This is a genomic window from Variovorax sp. Soil_C_33 (genome assembly GCF_057656935.1).
This window is the reverse complement of the sequence record NZ_JBDGJK010000016.1, coordinates 55,387-73,313: the sequence shown is the minus strand read 5'-3', so window position 1 is coordinate 73,313 and position 17,927 is coordinate 55,387. Positions and strand designations below refer to the sequence as shown.

The 17,927-nt window shown below is 67.4% G+C and carries 16 protein-coding genes, 1 pseudogene and 1 riboswitch; of the genes and pseudogenes, 10 read left to right on the top strand and 7 right to left on the bottom strand.

The window, feature by feature from the left end; all coding sequences use genetic code 11:
* Positions 1 to 55: 55 nt before the first annotated feature.
* On the bottom strand, positions 56 to 583 hold the full coding sequence (locus AC3A6B_RS22610) for an RNA recognition motif domain-containing protein (RefSeq protein WP_487838890.1): 528 nt from the start codon (positions 581 to 583) through the stop codon (positions 56 to 58).
* 246 nt (positions 584 to 829) lie between these two features.
* Positions 830 to 1,018, top strand: a riboswitch (yybP-ykoY riboswitch).
* Positions 1,019 to 1,024: 6 nt separating this feature from the next.
* Here AC3A6B_RS22610 and AC3A6B_RS22605 point away from each other — a divergent pair.
* The 5 genes from AC3A6B_RS22605 (at position 1,025) to AC3A6B_RS22585 (ending at position 4,814) form a co-directional block, all read left to right on the top strand.
* A complete protein-coding gene (locus tag AC3A6B_RS22605) occupies positions 1,025 to 1,591 on the top strand; it encodes a TMEM165/GDT1 family protein (protein ID WP_487838889.1) in 567 nt (188 codons plus the stop codon).
* A 116-nt stretch (positions 1,592 to 1,707) separates the two neighbouring features.
* Positions 1,708 to 2,862, top strand: a complete 1,155-nt coding sequence (metX, locus tag AC3A6B_RS22600; protein WP_487838888.1) for a homoserine O-succinyltransferase MetX — start codon at positions 1,708 to 1,710, stop codon at positions 2,860 to 2,862.
* The gene (gene metW / locus AC3A6B_RS22595; protein WP_093107082.1) at positions 2,859 to 3,446 is read left to right on the top strand and encodes a methionine biosynthesis protein MetW; all 588 of its coding nucleotides are present in this window, start codon (positions 2,859 to 2,861) and stop codon (positions 3,444 to 3,446) included. The genes metX and metW overlap by 4 nt, the downstream gene beginning before the upstream one ends.
* Positions 3,447 to 3,456: 10 nt before the next feature.
* Positions 3,457 to 4,047 (top strand): IMPACT family protein, encoded by a 591-nt coding sequence (locus tag AC3A6B_RS22590; RefSeq protein WP_487838887.1) that lies wholly within the window; start codon positions 3,457 to 3,459, stop codon positions 4,045 to 4,047.
* Positions 4,048 to 4,274: 227 nt separating this feature from the next.
* Entirely contained in the window at positions 4,275 to 4,814 is a 540-nt protein-coding gene (locus tag AC3A6B_RS22585) for a bactofilin family protein (protein WP_487838886.1), read from the top strand.
* A gap of 12 nt (positions 4,815 to 4,826) precedes the next feature.
* On the opposite strand, the gene AC3A6B_RS22580 is transcribed toward AC3A6B_RS22585, so the two are convergent.
* Positions 4,827 to 5,633, bottom strand: a complete 807-nt coding sequence (locus AC3A6B_RS22580) for a DUF72 domain-containing protein (RefSeq protein WP_487838885.1) — start codon at positions 5,631 to 5,633, stop codon at positions 4,827 to 4,829.
* Between the two features lie 118 nt (positions 5,634 to 5,751).
* Here AC3A6B_RS22580 and AC3A6B_RS22575 point away from each other — a divergent pair, with 118 nt between their 5' ends.
* On the top strand, positions 5,752 to 7,245 hold the full coding sequence (locus AC3A6B_RS22575; protein WP_487838884.1) for a M20 family metallopeptidase: 1,494 nt from the start codon (positions 5,752 to 5,754) through the stop codon (positions 7,243 to 7,245).
* Positions 7,242 to 8,092 (top strand): annotated as a pseudogene (locus AC3A6B_RS22570) (lysophospholipase). Before AC3A6B_RS22575 ends, AC3A6B_RS22570 begins: the two are co-directional and overlap by 4 nt.
* Here the strand turns inward: AC3A6B_RS22570 and AC3A6B_RS22565 are convergent.
* The 5 genes from AC3A6B_RS22565 to AC3A6B_RS22545 are packed head-to-tail and all read right to left on the bottom strand — an operon-like array spanning position 8,089 to position 13,034.
* A complete protein-coding gene (locus tag AC3A6B_RS22565) occupies positions 8,089 to 9,267 on the bottom strand; it encodes an MFS transporter (RefSeq protein ID WP_487838883.1) in 1,179 nt (392 codons plus the stop codon). The pseudogene AC3A6B_RS22570 and the gene AC3A6B_RS22565 overlap by 4 nt on opposite strands.
* Before the next feature lie 10 nt (positions 9,268 to 9,277).
* Complete coding sequence (locus AC3A6B_RS22560) at positions 9,278 to 9,766, bottom strand: YidB family protein (protein ID WP_487838882.1); 489 nt, start codon at positions 9,764 to 9,766, stop codon at positions 9,278 to 9,280.
* Positions 9,767 to 9,797: 31 nt separating this feature from the next.
* On the bottom strand, positions 9,798 to 11,156 hold the full coding sequence (locus AC3A6B_RS22555) for a M20/M25/M40 family metallo-hydrolase (RefSeq protein ID WP_487838881.1): 1,359 nt from the start codon (positions 11,154 to 11,156) through the stop codon (positions 9,798 to 9,800).
* A 52-nt stretch (positions 11,157 to 11,208) separates the two neighbouring features.
* Positions 11,209 to 11,943 carry a 16S rRNA (uracil(1498)-N(3))-methyltransferase gene (locus AC3A6B_RS22550; RefSeq protein WP_487838880.1) on the bottom strand — a complete coding sequence of 245 codons (735 nt, stop codon included), beginning with the start codon at positions 11,941 to 11,943 and terminating at the stop codon, positions 11,209 to 11,211.
* Positions 11,940 to 13,034 carry an aminoglycoside phosphotransferase family protein gene (locus AC3A6B_RS22545; protein WP_487838879.1) on the bottom strand — a complete coding sequence of 365 codons (1,095 nt, stop codon included), beginning with the start codon at positions 13,032 to 13,034 and terminating at the stop codon, positions 11,940 to 11,942. The genes AC3A6B_RS22550 and AC3A6B_RS22545 overlap by 4 nt, the downstream gene beginning before the upstream one ends.
* A gap of 93 nt (positions 13,035 to 13,127) precedes the next feature.
* Here AC3A6B_RS22545 and AC3A6B_RS22540 point away from each other — a divergent pair, with 93 nt between their 5' ends.
* Genes AC3A6B_RS22540 through rsmA form a run of 3 tightly spaced genes read left to right on the top strand, consistent with a single transcriptional unit; the run spans position 13,128 to position 17,735 of the window.
* Complete coding sequence (locus AC3A6B_RS22540) at positions 13,128 to 15,518, top strand: LPS-assembly protein LptD (RefSeq protein WP_487838878.1); 2,391 nt, start codon at positions 13,128 to 13,130, stop codon at positions 15,516 to 15,518.
* An 11-nt stretch (positions 15,519 to 15,529) separates the two neighbouring features.
* Positions 15,530 to 16,942 carry a peptidylprolyl isomerase gene (locus tag AC3A6B_RS22535; protein ID WP_487838877.1) on the top strand — a complete coding sequence of 471 codons (1,413 nt, stop codon included), beginning with the start codon at positions 15,530 to 15,532 and terminating at the stop codon, positions 16,940 to 16,942.
* Between the two features lie 19 nt (positions 16,943 to 16,961).
* On the top strand, positions 16,962 to 17,735 hold the full coding sequence (rsmA, locus tag AC3A6B_RS22530; protein ID WP_487838876.1) for a 16S rRNA (adenine(1518)-N(6)/adenine(1519)-N(6))-dimethyltransferase RsmA: 774 nt from the start codon (positions 16,962 to 16,964) through the stop codon (positions 17,733 to 17,735).
* The last annotated feature ends 192 nt before the right edge of the window (positions 17,736 to 17,927 follow it).

The window sequence follows — 17,927 nt, the reverse complement described above, 5'->3', positions numbered from 1 at the left end:
ATCAAAAAAGGCTCCCGAGGGAGCCTTTTTTTGTGATGCTTGCCGGGGTGCGAGCTCAGTACCCGCTGTTGCCGCCGTTGCCGCCACCACCACCGCCGCCGTAGCCGCCGCGACCACCGCCGCGCGGGCCGGCGCCGTAGGGGCTGCGGAAACCGCCATCGCCGCCGCCGCCGCCACTGCGGCCACCACCGCCGTAACCACCGCCGCCGCCGCCGTAGCCGCCGCCACCACCGCTGCGACCGCCGCCACCACCACCGTAGCCGCCACCGCCGCCATATCCGCCGCCGCCACCACCACCACCGTAGCCGCCGCTGCGCGGCGGACGGGCTTCCATGGGACGCGCTTCGTTCACGACGACGCTGCGGCCGCCCATGTCCTGGCCGTTCATGCCCTTGATGGCCGCTTGCGCTTCTGCATCGCTGCCCATTTCAACAAATCCGAAGCCTTTGGAACGCGGGGGGCTGGAGTCGCGCTCCATCATGACCTTGGCGCTTGCCACGGTGCCGAACTGGCTGAAGGCATTGTGGAGGTCATCGTCGCGTGCCGAATAAGGCAGGTTGCCGACGTACAGTTTGTTGCCCATCAAGGGACTCCTATAAACACATCAAGAAAAGCGATGGAGTCCCGAGAGCACCACCCAAACGAAATCCGCCGAGCCGCGCGAAACTGACCGATCACCGAATCACCGCCCCGAAATCTGAAGGGAGGCTCGTGCATTATGTGTGAAATGCTTCGAGCGCAAGTAGGAATTTGCCCGCAACCGCGCCGCGCCCGAAATTTTTCAAAAGCTAGCGCACGCTTACAAGCATCCTCGATGCCGCACTACAATCGCGCGGTCATTGGGGAGTAGCCGCCTTCCATCGCGAGAAGGGTTTGCGTCAACAGACTTGTCCTGCCCCGTGCAGGACATGGCGCAGGCAGTGTTCCACCTGGCGAGACCTTTGACCGTGCAACTTCGGACTTGGCCGAAGGCGTTGCGCGGTCAATTGCGTCCTCGTCCTTCGGCCCAAGGAACCCCTTTTTCATGGAAGCTTTTCTCGTTGCGACCGGCGTGGTCGCGCTCGCCGAAATGGGCGACAAGACCCAATTGCTCTCGCTCGTGCTCGCCGCACGGTTCCGCAGGCCCTGGCCGATCGTGCTGGGCATCTTCACCGCGACGGTGTTGAACCATGCACTTGCGGGGGCGGTGGGCAACTGGGTCACGCACACGCTCGGGCCCGACGTGCTGCGCTGGACCCTGGGTGCTTCGTTCATCGCGATGGCGCTCTGGATGCTGATCCCCGACAAGCTCGACGAGGACGACATGCCGAAGGCTTCGCACTTCGGCGTGTTCGGCACCACCTTGACCGCCTTCTTTCTGGCCGAGATGGGCGACAAGACGCAGATTGCGACTGTCATGCTCGCCGCGCGCTACGTGAGCGCCTATGTCTGGGTGGTGCTCGGCACCACGTTCGGCATGATGCTGGCCAATGCGCCGGTCGTGTGGCTGGGCGAGCGCATCGTGAAGCGCGTGCCGATCCACCTGGTCCACGGCGTCTCTGCCGTGCTGTTCCTCACCCTCGGCGGCGCCGCGTTGATCGGCTGGGGCTGAGCCGCATATACTTGCCGCACGCGCCGATTTGCTCCAGCTTGCGGGCGCTTAACAAATGCAGCTAAAGACGGATGCCGGACCCGGCTCGTTTTTGGCGAGGCCGGGTTTTTTCATTCATGTCGTTGGTCGTCTCCTCGCAATCGATGCCGTTCGCAGGCCCGCTGCCTCTCAGCAGCGGCGCATCGATTGCCAACTACTCCTTGGCGTACGAAACCTACGGCACGCTCAATGCCGATCGCAGCAACGCGGTGCTCGTCTGCCATGCGCTGAACGCTTCGCACCATGTCGCGGGCGTCTACGCAGGCCAGGACAAGTCCGAGGGCTGGTGGGACAACATGATCGGCCCCGGCAAGCCGGTCGACACCGATCGCTTCTTCGTGATCGGCGTCAACAACCTCGGCTCCTGCTTCGGCTCCACCGGGCCGATGCATGTCAACCCTGCGACCGGGCGCGTCTATGGCGCCGACTTTCCGGTGGTCACGGTCGAGGACTGGGTTCGCGCGCAGGCTGCGCTGCTCGACGCAATGGGCATCCAGACGCTCGCGGCAGTGATGGGCGGCAGCCTCGGCGGCATGCAGGCGCTGTCGTGGGCGCTGCAATATCCCGAGCGCGTGCGCCATGCGGTGGTGATCGCCAGCGCGCCGAGCCTGACGGCGCAGAACATCGCGTTCAACGAGGTCGCGCGCCGCGCGATCGTGACCGACCCCGACTTCAACGGCGGCCACTTCTACGAGCATGGGGTGATCCCCAAGCGTGGCCTGCGCATCGCCCGCATGATCGGCCACATCACCTACCAGAGCGACGACCTCATGAACGAGAAGTTCGGCCGGGCGCTGCGCAGCGCGGTCGAGGGTGATGTATCGAGCGCGGACTTTCTCTACTCGACCCAGGAGGTCGAGTTCCAGATCGAAAGCTATCTGCGCTACAACGGCGACAAGTTCAGCGAGTACTTCGACGCCAACACCTACCTCCTGATCACGCGTGCGCTCGACTACTTCGATCCCGCGCGCGGGCACGGCGGCGATCTGCGCGCCGCGCTGGCGCAGGCCACGGCCAAGTTCCTGCTCGTGAGCTTCACCACCGACTGGCGCTTCGCGCCGGCGCGCAGCCGCGAGATCGTGAAGGCCCTGCTCGACAACCGCCGCAACGTGAGCTACGCGGAAATCGATGCGCCGCACGGCCACGACGCCTTCCTGCTCGACGATGTGCGCTACATGAGCGTGGTGCGTTCGTACTTCGAACGCATCGCCAAAGAGGGCCTCGCCGCATGAGCGATCTGGACACCCAACGCGTGATCGCTCGGCTCGTCCCCGAAGGCTCGCGCGTGCTCGACCTCGGCTGCGGCGACGGCGCGCTGCTCGACCTGCTGCAGCGCGAGCGCGGTTGCAGCGGCTACGGCGTGGAGATCGCCGACGGCAACGTGCTGCAATGCATACGGCATGGCGTCGACGTGATCCAGCTCAACCTCGACGAAGGCCTCGCGATGTTCGACGATGCCTCCTTCGACGTCGTGCTCCAGATCGACACGCTGCAGCACCTTCGCAATGCCGAAGTGATGCTGCGAGAGACCGCGCGCGTCGGCCGCATCGGCATCGTCGCCTTCCCCAACTTCGCGCACTGGCCGAACCGCATCAGCATCGCGCGCGGGCGCATGCCGGTCACGCGGCGCTTGCCCTACCAGTGGTACGACACGCCGAACATCCGCGTCGGTACCTTCAAGGATTTCGAGGTGCTCGCGCGCAAGAACCGCCTGCGCGTGCTCGATGCCTTCGGCCTGCAGGAGGGCGCCGAGGTGCGCTGGCTGCCGAATGCGCGCGCCAGCACCGCCGTCTTCAAGTTCGAGCGCGAACGCTAGCGCGCGCACGATGCCCTTCACGCTCGCCGCGCCGCAGCACAGCGAGCTGCTCGTCAAGAAGAGCCGCTTCATCGGCTGCGTCCAGCCGGTCGCCGGCCGCGCCGCGGCGCAGGCCGTCGTCGACGCGCTGCGCGGCGTGCATCCCGGTGCGGCCCACGTCTGCTGGGCGCTGATGGCCGGCGGGCAATCCGCGGCCAACGACGACGGCGAACCCGGTGGCACCGCCGGCCGGCCGATGCTAGAAGTGCTGCGGCATCACGAACTCGAAGGTGTGCTCGCCACGGTGGTGCGCTACTTCGGCGGCATCAAGCTCGGCGCGGGCGGACTGGTGCGCGCCTACACCGACAGCATTGCGCAGGCGCTCGCCGGTGCGGTACTGGTGCCGCTGGTGCGACAGCGCAGCTTGCGCTGCGCCGTGCCCTACGCGCTCGAAGGTCTGCTGCGCCGCGAGATCGCGGCGGCGGGTGCCGCGCTCGTCCAGGTCAGCCACGACAGCATGGTGCACTTCTCGCTGACCCTGCCCGAGCCAGAAGCCGCCGGCTTCATTGCGAGGGTCGATGATGCTGCGCAAGGGCGCGCCATATGGCAGCGGACGAGCTAGAAGCTCGTTGCGCCGCGATACGACGACCGTCATGCTCGTGACAATCGCAGCGATCAAGATCGACGGTCACTGCGAAAGCGCGCGCCCCCCATCGTCGATGCAGTCCTTACGCAGACGAAAGTTCCCAACGATGCGCGTTCGAGACGTATTCAGTTACGCTTCTTGCGCAATGAAGTGCGAAGCGCCGTAAGCGCCTTCTTACGATAGCCCTTTTGAGGAGCTCCCCATTGGCCACACAGTCCCCCTTCTTCGGCAAGCGTGATCGCGACGCCGACTCCCTCCCCTCCCGTCCCGCGCCGCTGATGGGTTCCGGCACCAACCTCTCGGGCACGCCGGTCAATCCTTCGAACCTGTCGGCCCCAGCGGCCAATGCGGCGGCGAGCACCGCCAAGGAAGGCGGCAGCAAGCTCACCGTCGGCCCGAACATCAAGCTCAAGGGCGTCGAGATCACCGACTGCGACACGCTCGTGGTCGAAGGCCTGGTCGAAGCGACGATGGACTCGCGCGTCATGCAGATCGCCGAACAGGGCGCATTCAAGGGCTCGGCCGAAATCGACATCGCCGAAATCCGCGGGCTCTTCGACGGCAACCTCACCGTGCGCGAGAAGCTCGTCATTCATTCCACCGGCAAGGTCACCGGCAAGATCCGCTACGGCAAGATCGTGGTCGAAGAAGGCGGCCAGCTGTCCGGCGAGATCAGCTTCGGCGCATCCGCAGGCAGCAGCAGCAGCGGCAGTGCCAAGCCCGCACTGCAAGCCGCGGCCTGACGCGGCTTCAGTTCAGCCCAGGCGCTGAATCAAGGCACCTGCTGCGGCCGGTGCCTTTTCTTTTGCGCCGTTGATGAAGTAGATGAAGACGTCGCGCGCCGCGGCCGCCTTCGGCGCGGCCTTCTCGACGCGCGGCAACGCGGCCGGCGAACCGCCCTCGGCCCAGGTCCTGGCTGCCTCGGCCCATGCATCGAGTGCCTTCGGCGCGTAGCCGCTTTTCAGCTTGGCGTCGCTCATCATCAGGCGCGCATAGACGAAGCCGGCAGTCAGGTCGGCGAAGGATGGAAACTTGTCCGCGTCGGTGAAGACCGTCGCGGCCTCGTACTTGCGCGCGAGCGCCAGGTACTCCGGCGTCATGAAGCTCTCGTGCCGGACGTCGAGCACGTGGCGCAGCGTGCGGCTGCCCTCCTTCTTCGGCAGCAGCGCGAGAAAGCCCTCGAAGTCCTCTGCATCGAAAGCCTTGGTGGGCATGAACTGCCAGACGATCGGCCCCAGCTTGTTGCCCAGCTCGACGATGCCGCTTTCGACAAAGCGCGTGATCGACTCGCCGGCCGCCGACAGCTGCTTGCGATTGGTCGCAAAACGCGATGCCTTGAGCGAGAACATGAAATCGTCGGGCGTCTCGTCGTGCCACTTCTTGAATGTCGGCGGCTTGAAGCTGCTGTAGTAGGTGCCGTTGACTTCGATGGCCGTGAGCTGCCGGCTGGCGTAGCTCAATTCCTGGCTGTGCGGCAGCCCTTCGGGATAGAAGTTGTTGCGCCAGGGTTCGTAGGTCCAGCCCCCGATGCCGACGCGAATGCGCGTGTTTGTGCTGCTCAAGATCTCGCCTTTCGATAAAGCCGCCACTTCGAAGCAGCGGCGAGATTAGCCCAAGGGCTGCGGGTTTGGCGAGCTGCGCCCATAATTCGCCACTCCCCTTCTCACCCGCGGAGACCCCATGAACGCTCCCCTGCACCGCGAAATCTCCTCGGGCCTGCTCGATGCCGAGCGCGCCCTGTCCGATGTCTCGTCCAAGTGGGACCAGGACATCGTCAAGCAGCTCACCGACTACATCGCGATCCCCGCCAAGTCGCCCGGCTTCGACAAGGACTGGGTGCAGAACGGCTATCTCGAAACCGTTCTGCAGAACGCCGCCAGGTGGGTGGAGGCGCAGAAGGTCGAGGGCCTGAAGCTCGAGATCGTGCGGCTCGAAGGCCGCACCCCGGTGCTCTTCTTCGAAGTGCCGGCCACCGGCACCGAGATGAAGGAGACCGTGCTGATGTACGGCCACCTCGACAAGCAGCCCGAGTTCACCGGCTGGCGCAACGACCTCGGGCCGTGGACGCCGAAATACGAGAACGGCCTTCTCTACGGCCGCGGCGGCGCCGACGATGGCTATGCGGTGTATGCGAGCGTGGCGGCGCTGCAGGCGCTCAAGGCGCAGGGCGTGGCGCATCCGCGCATCGTGGGCCTGATCGAAACCTGCGAAGAATCCGGCTCCTACGACCTGCTGCCCTACATCGACGCGCTGCGTCCGCGCCTCGGCGAGGTAGGCCTCGTGATCTGCCTCGACTCGGGCGCCGGCAACTACGACCAGCTGTGGCTCACCACCTCGCTGCGCGGCATGGCGAGCGGAACGCTGAAGGTCGAGATCCTGACCGAGGGCGTGCACTCGGGCGATGCCTCCGGCCTCGTGCCCTCGAGCTTCCGCATCATGCGGCAGGTACTCGACCGTCTGGAGGACAGCAAGACCGGCCGCCTGCTGCCGGAGAGCTTTCACTGCGAAGTTCCGGCCGAAAGGCTCGCGCAGGCGCAGGCCACTGCAGCCATCCTCGGCGACGAGGTCTACAAGCGATTTCCCTGGGCGCACTACGACTGCGGCGGCGCGACCGCGTTCGCGTTGCCGACCACCAGCGACCCGGTGGAGGCGCTGATCAACCGCACCTGGAAGCCGACGCTCTCGGTCACCGGCGCCGAAGGCTTCCCGGCATTGAAGGATGCGGGCAATGTGCTGCGTCCCTACACCGCCTTCAAGCTTTCGCTGCGCCTGCCGCCGCTGGTCGATGCCGACCAGGCGGTGCAGCAGCTCAAGACCCTGCTCGAGGACAACGCGCCCTATCAGGCCAAGGTGACCTTCGACAGCAACGGCGGCGCCACCGGATGGAATGCGCCCGGCACCGCACCCTGGTTCGAGCGCGCGCTCAACGCCGCATCGCAGGCGCACTTCGGCGCCAATTGCGGCTACATCGGCCAGGGCGGCACGATTCCGCTCATGAACATGCTGAGCGTCGGCTTCCCGAAGGCGCAAATGATGGTCTGCGGCGTGCTCGGACCCAAGAGCAATGCGCACGGCCCCAACGAATTCCTGCACGTGCCCTATGCGAAGAAGCTGACCGCGGCAGTGGCCGAGGTGATCGCCGCGCTGCCGGCGGCGCATGCCCTCGCCGCTTGAAGACGCAGCCTGCGCGGAACAGCACGCTGCGCGCGCCGGACGGCGAAACGCTGGTCCTGAACGAGTGGCCGCTTTCCTGCGGCCTGGCCGAGAGAGCCGTCGTGGTGCTGGTGCATGGCATCGGCGAGCATGCGGGCCGCTACCGGCACGTGGCCGAACGGCTCAACGACTGGGGCTTCGCGGTGCGTGCCGCCGACCACTACGGCCACGGCGCATCGAGCGGTCCGCGCGGCGGCTTGCCCAGCGTGATGCGACTGGTCGACGATCTCGCGCTCGTGGTCGACGACACACGGCGAGCGCATCCCGGCGTGCCGCTGGTGCTGCTGGGCCACAGCCTCGGCGGTTTGGTCGCTGCAAGCTTCGTGGCGCGGGCGGTGCGCAAGGTCGATGCGCTGGTGCTTTCGTCGCCGGGACTGGATCCGGGCCTCGGTGCGTTCCAGAAACTGATGATCGCGCTGTTGTCGCGCGTGGCGCCGATCTGCGGGTGGGCAACGGGCTGGACGACGCCTACCTCTCGCACGACCCGGCCGTGGTGCGGGCCTACCGCGACGATCCGCTGTGCCACGATCGCATCGGCGCCCGGCTCGCGCGCTTTCTGGCCGACGAAGGTGCCGTCGTCCAGGCGGCTGCGCCGCAATGGCAGGTGCCGACGCTCCTGATCTATGCGGGTGACGATCGCCTCGTGAAACCTGCGGCCAGCCACGCCTTCGCGGCCGCCGCGCCGGCTTCGGTGCTCAGCGCGACCTGCTTTCCGGCGCTCTACCACGAGATCTTCAACGAGCGCGATACGACGCCCGTGTTCGGGACGCTCAGACGCTGGCTCGACGAGCGCTTCCCGTCTGCCTAGACGGCCGCCGCCGGCGCTGCGCTGCGCTGGCGACGCGCGAGCCACAGCAGCGCCGCACCCGTCAGCACCACCGGCACCAGCGAGCCGAGGTTCAGCAGCCGCCAGCCCTGCGTCGTGACCAGCACGCCCGAGGCGAAGGAGCTCAGTGCCAGCGTCGCGAATATGCAGAAGTTGAGTGCGCCCTGGGCACGGTCCCTCTCTTCGGCCGTGTAGGCCGCGAGCGAGAGCGTGGTGCTGCCGGTGAAGAGGAAGTTCCAGCCCACGCCGAGCATGAACAGCGCGATCAGGAACTGGTGCAGGTCCACGCCCGAGAGCGCCACCGCGATGCAGCCGAGGTTGAGCGCGAGCCCCACGCCCATCACGGGCAGCGCGCCGAAGCGGCGGATCAGGTGGCCGGTGAAGAAGCCCGGCGCGAACATGCCGATCACGTGCCATTCGAGCACCAGCGCGATGTCCTCGAAGGGCAAGCTGCAGATCTGCATCGCGATCGGCGTCGCCGCCATCAGCAGGTTCATCACGCCGAAGCCGAGCGCACCCGACACGGCCGCGACGATGAACACCGGCTGGCGTGCGATCTCGGCCAGCGGGCGGCCGCCGGCACCGGTGCTTTTCGGCGGCGGGGCCGGAAAGTCGATGAAGTGCATCAGGCCCATCGCGAGCAGCGCCACGGCCGCGAGTGCCAGGTAGGCGCCCGCGAAGGGCACGGGGAACCAGTCGCGCGTGACCGCTGCGAGGTTCGGGCCTGCCACGGCGCCGAGAAGTCCGCCGGCCATCACCAGCGAGACTGCCTTTTCGCGCCCATCGGGCGTGGCCAGCTCGGCAGCGGCAAATCGGTAGAGACTCGCGTTCGCGGCGTAGTAGCCGGCCACCACCGTGGCGAAGCACAGCAGCCAGAAGTCCTTCCAGACCGCGGCCTGCGCGCACAGCAGGGCCGAGCCCAGCGCCACCGCCAAGCCGATCTGGAAGGAGTGGCGCCGCCCGAAGCGTTGCTGCGTGCGCGCCACCAGCCCGGTGGCGAGTGCGCCGCCGACCACGTAGCCCATCACGGGCAGCGTGGCCATCCAGCCGCGCGGTGCGAGCGCGAGGCCCACGAGGCCGTTGATCGCGATGAAGGTGACGTTGTTGGTGAGGAACAGGCCTTGGCAAACGGCGAGCAGCCAGAGATTGCGCTTCATCGAGACCTGTTCAACCCTTCTGCAGCAGGCCGCTCAGCGAGGCCAGCAGGTCGTCCTGGTTGCCCAGACCCTCGGCCGGCACTTGGCCCTTGGGCGTGAGCTGGTCGATCAGCGTGGGCAGCAGCGTGGCCAGCATCGGCAGCAACGTCGCCGCGTTGATGCCGAGTTTTTGCGCGATGCTCGAAATCACGTCGCTGCCCAGCACGTCCTGCAGCTGCCCGCCAGAGATCGGCGCGTTCTCGCCCTTGCCGACCCAGGAGCCGATCACGTCGCCCATGCCGGCCTGCTCGAACTTCGAGACCAGGCCGCCCAGACCGCCCTGCTCGCCGTTGTTGGCGAGCAGTCCGCCGAGCGCACCCGCGAGACCGCCGAGATCACCGAGTCCGCCGCCCATGCCGCCGAGGCTGCCGAGGCTGCCGAGGCTGCCTATGCCGCCGTCCTGGGCCTGTGGCTGTGCACCGCCGAGCATCTGTCCGAGTACCGAATCGAGCAATCCCATGGTGGGCTCCTGAAATGATGGGGGAGATGGCCTACTTCGACCGCGGCGGACGCTTCGGCAGCAGGGGCTCGCTCACGCCTTGCACGCCGACCAGCCCCAGCACGGTCGCCAGGGCATTCTGCGCGCCCTTCCATCCGTCTGTCACGTCGATCCATTCGGAGAGCGCGTGAAAGCCGCCGGTCTTGCCGCCGCCGCCGATGATGATGGCCGGGATGCCGAGCGACATCGGCACATTGGCATCGGTGCTGGCGCCGCTCAGCAGGGTCTTGTGGCCGAAGGCGCTGTTCGAGCGGATGGCCGCCTCGACGATCGGCGAATCCGAGGGCGTGCGTCCGCCCGGCCGGTCGCCGATCAGCTTGCTGGAAACGCTCAGGGTCGCGACGTTCCAGCGCTTGTTCTCTTCCGCCACCGCTTCCTCGATCGCGGCCAGCACCTTCTTTTCGGTGTCGAGCAGCGCGCCCATCTCGTCGGAGCGGATGTCGACCGCCATGCGCGCGTCGGGTGCAATGGTGTTGACCGAGGTTCCGCCGCCGACGGTGCCGACGGTGAAGGTGGTCTTCGGAAAGCTGGGCGTCTTGATCTCGGCGATCTTGGCGATCGCGCGGCCCATGCCGTGGATTGCGCTCGGCACCTGGCCGAAGGCGGCGTAGCTGTGGCCGCCGGGTCCTTTGAAACTTACTTCGTAGCGATGGCTGGCGGTGCCGAGCACCAGCACGGTGCCGTCGGCCGCCGGCTCCACGCCCACCATGCCGTCGATGTCGAGGTGGTCGCGGAAGATGGCCTTCATACCGCGCAGGTTGCCCAGCTCCTCTTCGCCGACGTTGCCGACGAAGAGCAGGTCGCCCACGGTCTGCACCTTGTTGTCGTTGAGCACCTTGAGCCACGACAGGAGCACCGCGAGGCCGCGCGTGTCGTCCGAGATGCCGGGCGCGTGGAGCTTGCCGTCGCGCTCCTTCACCTTGACGTCGGTGCCGGCGGGAAAGACCGTGTCGAGGTGGGCCGAGACCAGGAGCTTGGGGCCGTTGCCCGTGCCCTTGCGCAGGCCCACCACATTGCCCTCGCTGTCGATCCTCGCATCCGCGAGCCCCAGCGCCTTCATGCGGGCGAGGAAGGCCTCGGCGCGCTTCTGCTCCTTGAAGGGCGGCGCTTCGATTTCGGTGAGCAGCTTGAGGTCCTCGATCGAACGCTCGTGGTCGGCCTTCACCGCGTCGAGCAACTGCTTGACGGCGGGCGCGGCCATGAGCTGCGTGTAGGCCTGGTCCACGGCCGGCTTCACCTGCGAGGGCGTCGGCGCCACGGCCGTGCTTTGCGCATGGACGGCGGCGGTGGCGCAGAGGGCGGCAAGCACAACCGGAGCGAAGCGCGAGGGAACGGAATGAAGGGAAGACATGCGTTGGCGGCCTTGGGCTCGATGGGTGATGGGGGAAGAGAGCAAATTCTGGTCACTGGCCCGCAAGCACTGCGAGCGCCGCGAGGGCCGCGGTTTCGGCGCGCAGCACGCGCGGCCCGAGCGTGAGCGGCGCGAAGCCGCGCGCGATCGCGTCCTGTTCCTCGGCGGCGCTCAGGCCGCCCTCGGGACCGCTCAGAACACATGCGCCGCGAAGCGCGGTGCCCGGCGCCCGCTCGCGGATCTCGCGCAGGTCGCGGCTGCGCTCGGCCAGGCTCAGGACGAAGCGCTCCGCATCGTCGATCGGCGGCATGTCGATCCAGCCGGCCAGGGCGCGCACGGGGTGGATCAGCGGCAAGCGGTTGCGGCCGCATTGTTCGCAGGCGGCGATGGCGATCGCTTCCCAGTGCGCACGCTTCTTGTCGGCCCGCTCGCCGGCCAGGCGCAGCACGCCGTGGGCAGTCATCAGCGGCTGGATGCTCGCCACGCCGAGTTCGGTGGCTTTCTCGACCAGCCAGTCCATGCGTTCGTTGGCCGGCATGCCGATCGCCAGGTGCACGGCGCGCGGCGCTTCCCGCTCGACGGCGATGTGGTTCTCGACCTGAACCGTCACTTCGCTGCGGCCCATGCGCTCCACCGTGGCGGCGAACTCGCCGCCGTTGCCGTCGAACAGCGTCAGCGCATCGCCCGGCTGCATGCGCAGCACCTGCACATGGCGCGCGGCGCCGGGCGGCAGCGCCAGCGCGCTGTGCGCTGCCAAGGCCATGGCGCAATGGAAGCGGGGCGTCACATCCGCCCGTACGCAAAGCCGGTGGCGGCCTGCGTGCCTTCGACCTCGTCGATCACGCGCAAGAGCGGCGTGAGTTCGCGGTAGCGGCCGGCGGTCGCCCGGATGTAGGCGATGAAGCGTGGGGTGTCGGCCAAGTACCTCGGCTTGCCGTCGCGCAGCGTCAGCCGCGCGAAGATGCCGGCGACCTTCAGATGGCGCTGCAGGCCCATCCACTCGACCGCGCGGTAGAAGGCGCCGAAGTCCTCGTCGACCGGCAGCCCGGCCTTGCGCGCCTGCTCCCAGTAACGCACCGTGATGTCGAGAACGAAGTCTTCGTCCCAACTGAGGAAGGCATCGCGCATCAGGCTCGCGATGTCGTAGGTGATCGGGCCATGGACCGCGTCCTGGAAATCCAGCACGCCCAGCGTCAGCCCGCCCGTGATCATCAGGTTGCGCGGCATGAAGTCGCGGTGCACGTAGACACGCGGTGCAGCCAGGTTGTTCTCGACGATCAGCTTGAAGCTGCGCTCCAGGCGCTCCTGCAGCCGGCCTTCCACGCGCACGCCGCGGTGCCGCGCGATGTACCACTCCGGAAAGAGCGCCAGCTCGCGCTCCAGCAGCGCCCGGTCGTAGGGCGGCAGGACGTCGGGCCGGGACGCCAGCTGCCAGCGGATCAACGCATCGATCGCCTGGGCGTAGAGCGGCCGTGCCGCATCCGCATCGGCCGGGTCGATCACCTCGAGCATGGTCTGCCGGCCGAGATCGTCGAGCAGCAGGAAGCCTTGGGCCTCGTCCCATTCGAGCACCTGCGGCGCCGTCAGGCCGGCCGCGCGCATCAGCTTGGCGACGTGCACGAACGGGGCGCTGTTCTCCTGGGCAGGGGGCGCGTCCATCACGATGCGCGTCGGCGCGCCCTCGCGGGCGTCGATCCTGAAGTAGCGCCGGAAGCTCGCGTCGGCCGACGCGAGGCGCACGGTCGCGGGCAAGAGCCGATGCCGTTCTGCAATGCGTTCGAGCCATTGCGCGAATGCCTTGGCGCGCTCCGGATCGCTCCAGGTGAACGGGTAGGGAGGCGTCGCGGCGCCGCTGGCCGGGGGCGGGGAGGCTGTCATGGATAATCGATTCTACAAATCCGCCCGGCGCGGACCTCCGCAACCCGCCAGTCGCTGGCGCCAATTCCCCGAAGACCTCTCCGTTCCGTACCGATGCCTGACCTGACCCGAGCTGCCTGGCGCCGGTGCCGCCCGCCTTTGCCGCTGGCCGTGCTGTCGCTGGCGCTGCTTCAAGCGCACGGCGCGTCGGCACAGGACGCCGGTCTGGACGCGCCGCTCACTCTCAAGCGCACCCCGCAACTCGTCGAGACCATTCCGCAGGCGCAGCGCGGCCAATTGCCGAGCTTTGTCGATGGCGACCGCATTTCAGGGCGGCCCGACCTCGAGACGGTGGTCGAAGGCAATGCGTCGCTGCGCCGCGGCGACATCGTGATCCATGCCGACCGGCTCGAGTACTACCAGCCCGAAGACCTCGCCAAGGCGCGCGGCAACGTCCGCATCAACCAGGCCGGCAACGTCTACGAAGGGCCCGAGCTGGAGCTCAAGCTCGAGACCTTCGAAGGCTTCTTCAACAACGTGCGCTACCGCTTCCTGGCGACCGGCGGAGGAGGCGATGCCGAGCGCATCGACTTCGTCGACAGCAACGTCTCGGTCGCCCGGCGCGCTACCTACACCACCTGCCGGCGCGAGGACTATCCTGGCTGGATGCCTGCCTGGCTGCTGAGCGCCGCGACCCTCACGACCGACACGGAAGAGAACGTCGGCGTTGCCACCGATGCGCGCCTGAGCTTCATGGGCATCAGCACGCCGCCCTTTCCGTCGCTGAGCTTTCCGCTCGGCAACGACCGAAAGAGCGGCTTCCTGCCGCCGACCATCGGCATCGACAGCGTGAACGGCGTCGATATCACCGCGCCGTACTACTGGAACATCGCGCCCAATCGCGATGCGACCTTCTATCCGAACGTGATGAGCAAGCGCGGCGTGAACCTCGGCTCCGAGTTTCGCTACCTCGAGGAGAAGTACAGCGGCGAGGCCCGCATCGACTACATGCCGACCGACACCCTGCGCAACCGCAAGCGCTGGGGCATCTGGACACACCACCAGCAGACCTTCGATGCCAAGTCCTACGGCCTGGACTCGCTGAACGCCACGATCAACTTCAACCGGGTCAGTGACGACGACTACTGGCGCGACTTCAGCCGAACGCCCTCGCTGACGCAGCGGCTGCTGTCGAACGACGCTGCGCTCAACTGGAGCAAGGGCGACTGGAGCGGCGCCGTGCGCACGCTGAGCTACCAGACCTTGCAGTACGCGCCTTCGCCGATCCTTCCGCCCTACGACCGGTTGCCGCAGATCACTGCCAACTACAACAAGTACGACTGGCGCGGTTTCGATTTTTCGCTCAACACCGACTACACCCGTTTCCGCGGCGACCCGGTGCAGCAGGGTCAGCCCAACGGCGAGCGGGCCTTTGCGCTGGCGTCGCTGAGCCGGCCTTTTCTCACGCCCGGCACCTTCGTCATCCCGAAGGTGCAGCTGCATACGACCTCCTACCAGTTCGAGGCGCCGCTCGCCAATGGTGCGAGCTCGGCCAGCCGGACGGTGCCGACCTTCAGCCTCGACAGCGGCATGATCTTTGAGCGCGACGCCAGCTTTTTCGGCCGCGCGTTCCGCCAGACCCTGGAGCCGCGCGCCTTCTACGTCTATACGCCCTATCGCGACCAGAGCCTGCTGCCGAACTACGACTCGGCGTCCAACGACTTCAACTTCGCGACCGTCTACACGGAGAACGCGTTCTCCGGCCACGACCGCATCTCCGACAGCAACCTGCTCACGCTGGGCGTGACGACGCGCCTGATCGACCCCGAAAGCGGCGCCGAAGCCGCGCGCTTCGGCATTGCCCAGCGCCTGCGCTTCAGCGACCAGCGCGTCACGCTGCCCAATACCACCGCGGTGACCGACCGGCTAAGCGACGTGCTGCTCGGTGCCCAGATCAACTGGACGCCGAAATGGAGCGTGGACACCACGCTGCAATACAACCCCGACGACCAAAAGTCGACGCGAACGGCGATCAGCGCACGCTACAACCCCGGCTCGTACCGCAACATCAGCGCGGCCTACCGCTACCAGGCCAACAGCACGCCGACGGCCACTGACGGGAACAAGTCGATCGACGTGAGCTGGCAATGGCCGCTGAACGACCTGTGGGGCGACAAGGGCCAAGACCTCGGTCCGGGCCGAGGCCAGGGCGGCGGGCGCTGGTACGCCGTCGGCCGTCTCAACTACAGTCTGCAGGATCGCAAGCTTACCGACGGCGTGATCGGCTTCGAATACGACGGCTGCTGCTGGATCGGACGCGTGGTGCTGGAACGCATCAGCACCGGCCAGATCACGGCCGCGACGCGCATCATGTTCCAACTCGAGTTCGTCGGATTCGCCGCCATCGGGTCGAGCCCGAAGCGCACGCTGACACAGAACATCCAGCGCTACCAGCCCCTGCGTCAACCGATTGCTGCACCGAGCCGCTTCACCAATTACGACTGAGCTTCTTCGCCATGAACCACATCCGCTCCATCCTCACCCTGGCGTGCCTCGCAACGCTGGCCGCGGCGGCCGGCGCGCAGGGGCAAGGTCCACGTTCCGGCGCCGGCCTCGGCATCACCGACATCATGCGCGCCGGCCCGCGCCTCGCGCCGGCGCCTGCCGCCCCGCGCGCCACCCCGCCGGCCGCGCCGGTGCAGCGCTCGGCCGAGTACATCGTGGCGCTGGTCAATTCGGAGCCCATCACCAACACCGAGGTGCAGACGCGGGTCGAGCGAATCCTGAAGGAGAACGCCGAGGCGCAGCGCGTGCCGCGCGCCGAGCTCACGCGCCTGGTGCTCGAACGCCTCATCTCCGAACGCGCGCAGCTGCAACAGGCCAAGGAAGCCGGCATCAAGGTCGACGAACTCGCGATCGACCAGGCCGAGCAGACGGTGGCGCGCCAGAACCAGATCAGCCTGGCCGAGCTGCGCAGCCGCGTCGCGGCCGAGGGCATCTCGCCGCAGGCCTTCCGCAACGACCTGCGCGACCAGCTGCTGCTGACGCGCCTGCGCGACCGAGAGGTCGAGGCCAAGGTCAAGGTCAGCGACATCGAGGTCGACCAGTTCATTCGCGACCAGCGGACCTCACCCAATGCCGCAACGCAGAACATCAATATCGCGCAGGTGCTGATCGCCGTGCCCGAGAGCGCGAGCGATGCGCAAGTCGCCACGCTGCAGCAGCGGGCGCAGGGCGTCGCGCAGCGTGCCCGTGCCGGCGAGGACTTCGCCAAGCTCGCGCAGGAGTTCTCCGATTCGCCGGATCGCGCCGTCGGCGGCGCGTTGGGCATGCGCAGCGCCGACCGCTACCCGACCCTGTTCGTCGACGCGACGCAATCGACGGCGGTCAACGGAATTGCAGGGCCGATCCGCTCGGGCGCCGGCTTCCACGTGCTCAAGGTGCTGGCCAAGAGCCAGCCTGGCGCGGACGATGCCGTCGTGACGCAGACCCAGGTGCGCCACATCCTGCTGCGCAGCGATGCCAAGCGCAGCACGGCGCAAGCGGTCGCTCAGCTGGCCGAGTTCAAGGAGCGGATCCAGAAGGGCACTGCCGACTTCGCCGGCCTGGCACGGGACAACTCGCAGGATGCCAGCGCCAAGGAGGGCGGGGACCTGGGCTGGTCGCGTCCCGGCCAGTTCGTGCCCGAGTTCGAAGAGGCGATGAGCCGGCTGGCGCCGGGCCAGGTGAGCGATCCTGTCGTTTCGCGCTTCGGCGTGCACCTGATCCAGGTGGTCGCGCGGCGCGACGCCAAGCTGAGCCAGGCCGAACAGCGCGAAGCCGCCCGGGCCGTGCTGCGCGAGAAGAAAGTCGAGGAGGCCTTCGAAACCTGGGCCCAGGAAATCCGGGCGCGGGCCTACGTCGAGTTCCGCGAACCGCCTCAATCCTGAAACGCCGCGGCGGCCAGGGGTGAAGCACATCGCGCGCAAGCGCTTCGGACAGCATTTTCTGTCTGACGCCGGGATCATCGATGCGATCGTGCGCGAGATCGCGCCCCAGCCGGGCGATGCCATGGTCGAGATCGGGCCGGGCCTCGCGGCGCTGACCCAGCCGCTGGTGGAGCGCCTGGGGCGGCTCACGGTGATCGAACTCGACCGCGACCTGGCGCAGCGGCTGCGCGCCCACGGCCAGCTCGAGGTGATCGAGTCCGACGTGCTGAAGGTGGACTTTGCCGCCTTGGCCGCCAGGCTGGTCGCGGCCCCTGCAACAGCGCTGCGCGTCGTGGGCAATCTGCCCTACAACATCTCGACGCCGATCCTGTTCCATCTGCTGGGCTTTGCGCATCTGATTGCCGACCAGCATTTCATGCTGCAGAAGGAAGTCATCGACCGCATGGTCGCGAAACCGGCCACTTCGGACTACAGCCGCCTCAGCGTGATGCTGCAGTGGCGCTATGCGATGGACAACGTGCTGTTCGTGCCGCCGGAGAGCTTCGAGCCGCCACCGCGCGTCGACAGCGCGGTGGTGCGCATGGTGCCCTTTGCTGCGCCTCCGCAGGTCGATGCGGCGCGGCTGGGCGAGATCGTTCAGGTCGCTTTCAGCCAGCGCCGCAAGCTGCTGCGCCATACCCTTGGCAGGTGGCTGCAGCAGCATGGCTTTGGCGGGACCTTCGACACGCAGCGCCGCGCCGAGGAAGTGCCGGTTGACGAATACGTTGCGCTCGCACAGGCCGTTGCGCCATGAAAAAAGCCCGTCCGGGGACGGGCTTTCTTTCTTCAGCGTGATGCCGTCAGGCTGCGGCGAGCCAATACCCGGCGTTGAAGGGGCTGCTCATGCGCAGCGCCAGCGGCGACACGTCGACCAGTTTGTCGGTCGGCATCTTTTCGGCCGCCGGGTCGGTGGGTGGGAGATCGATGCCGGAAACCGGAGCGGCAG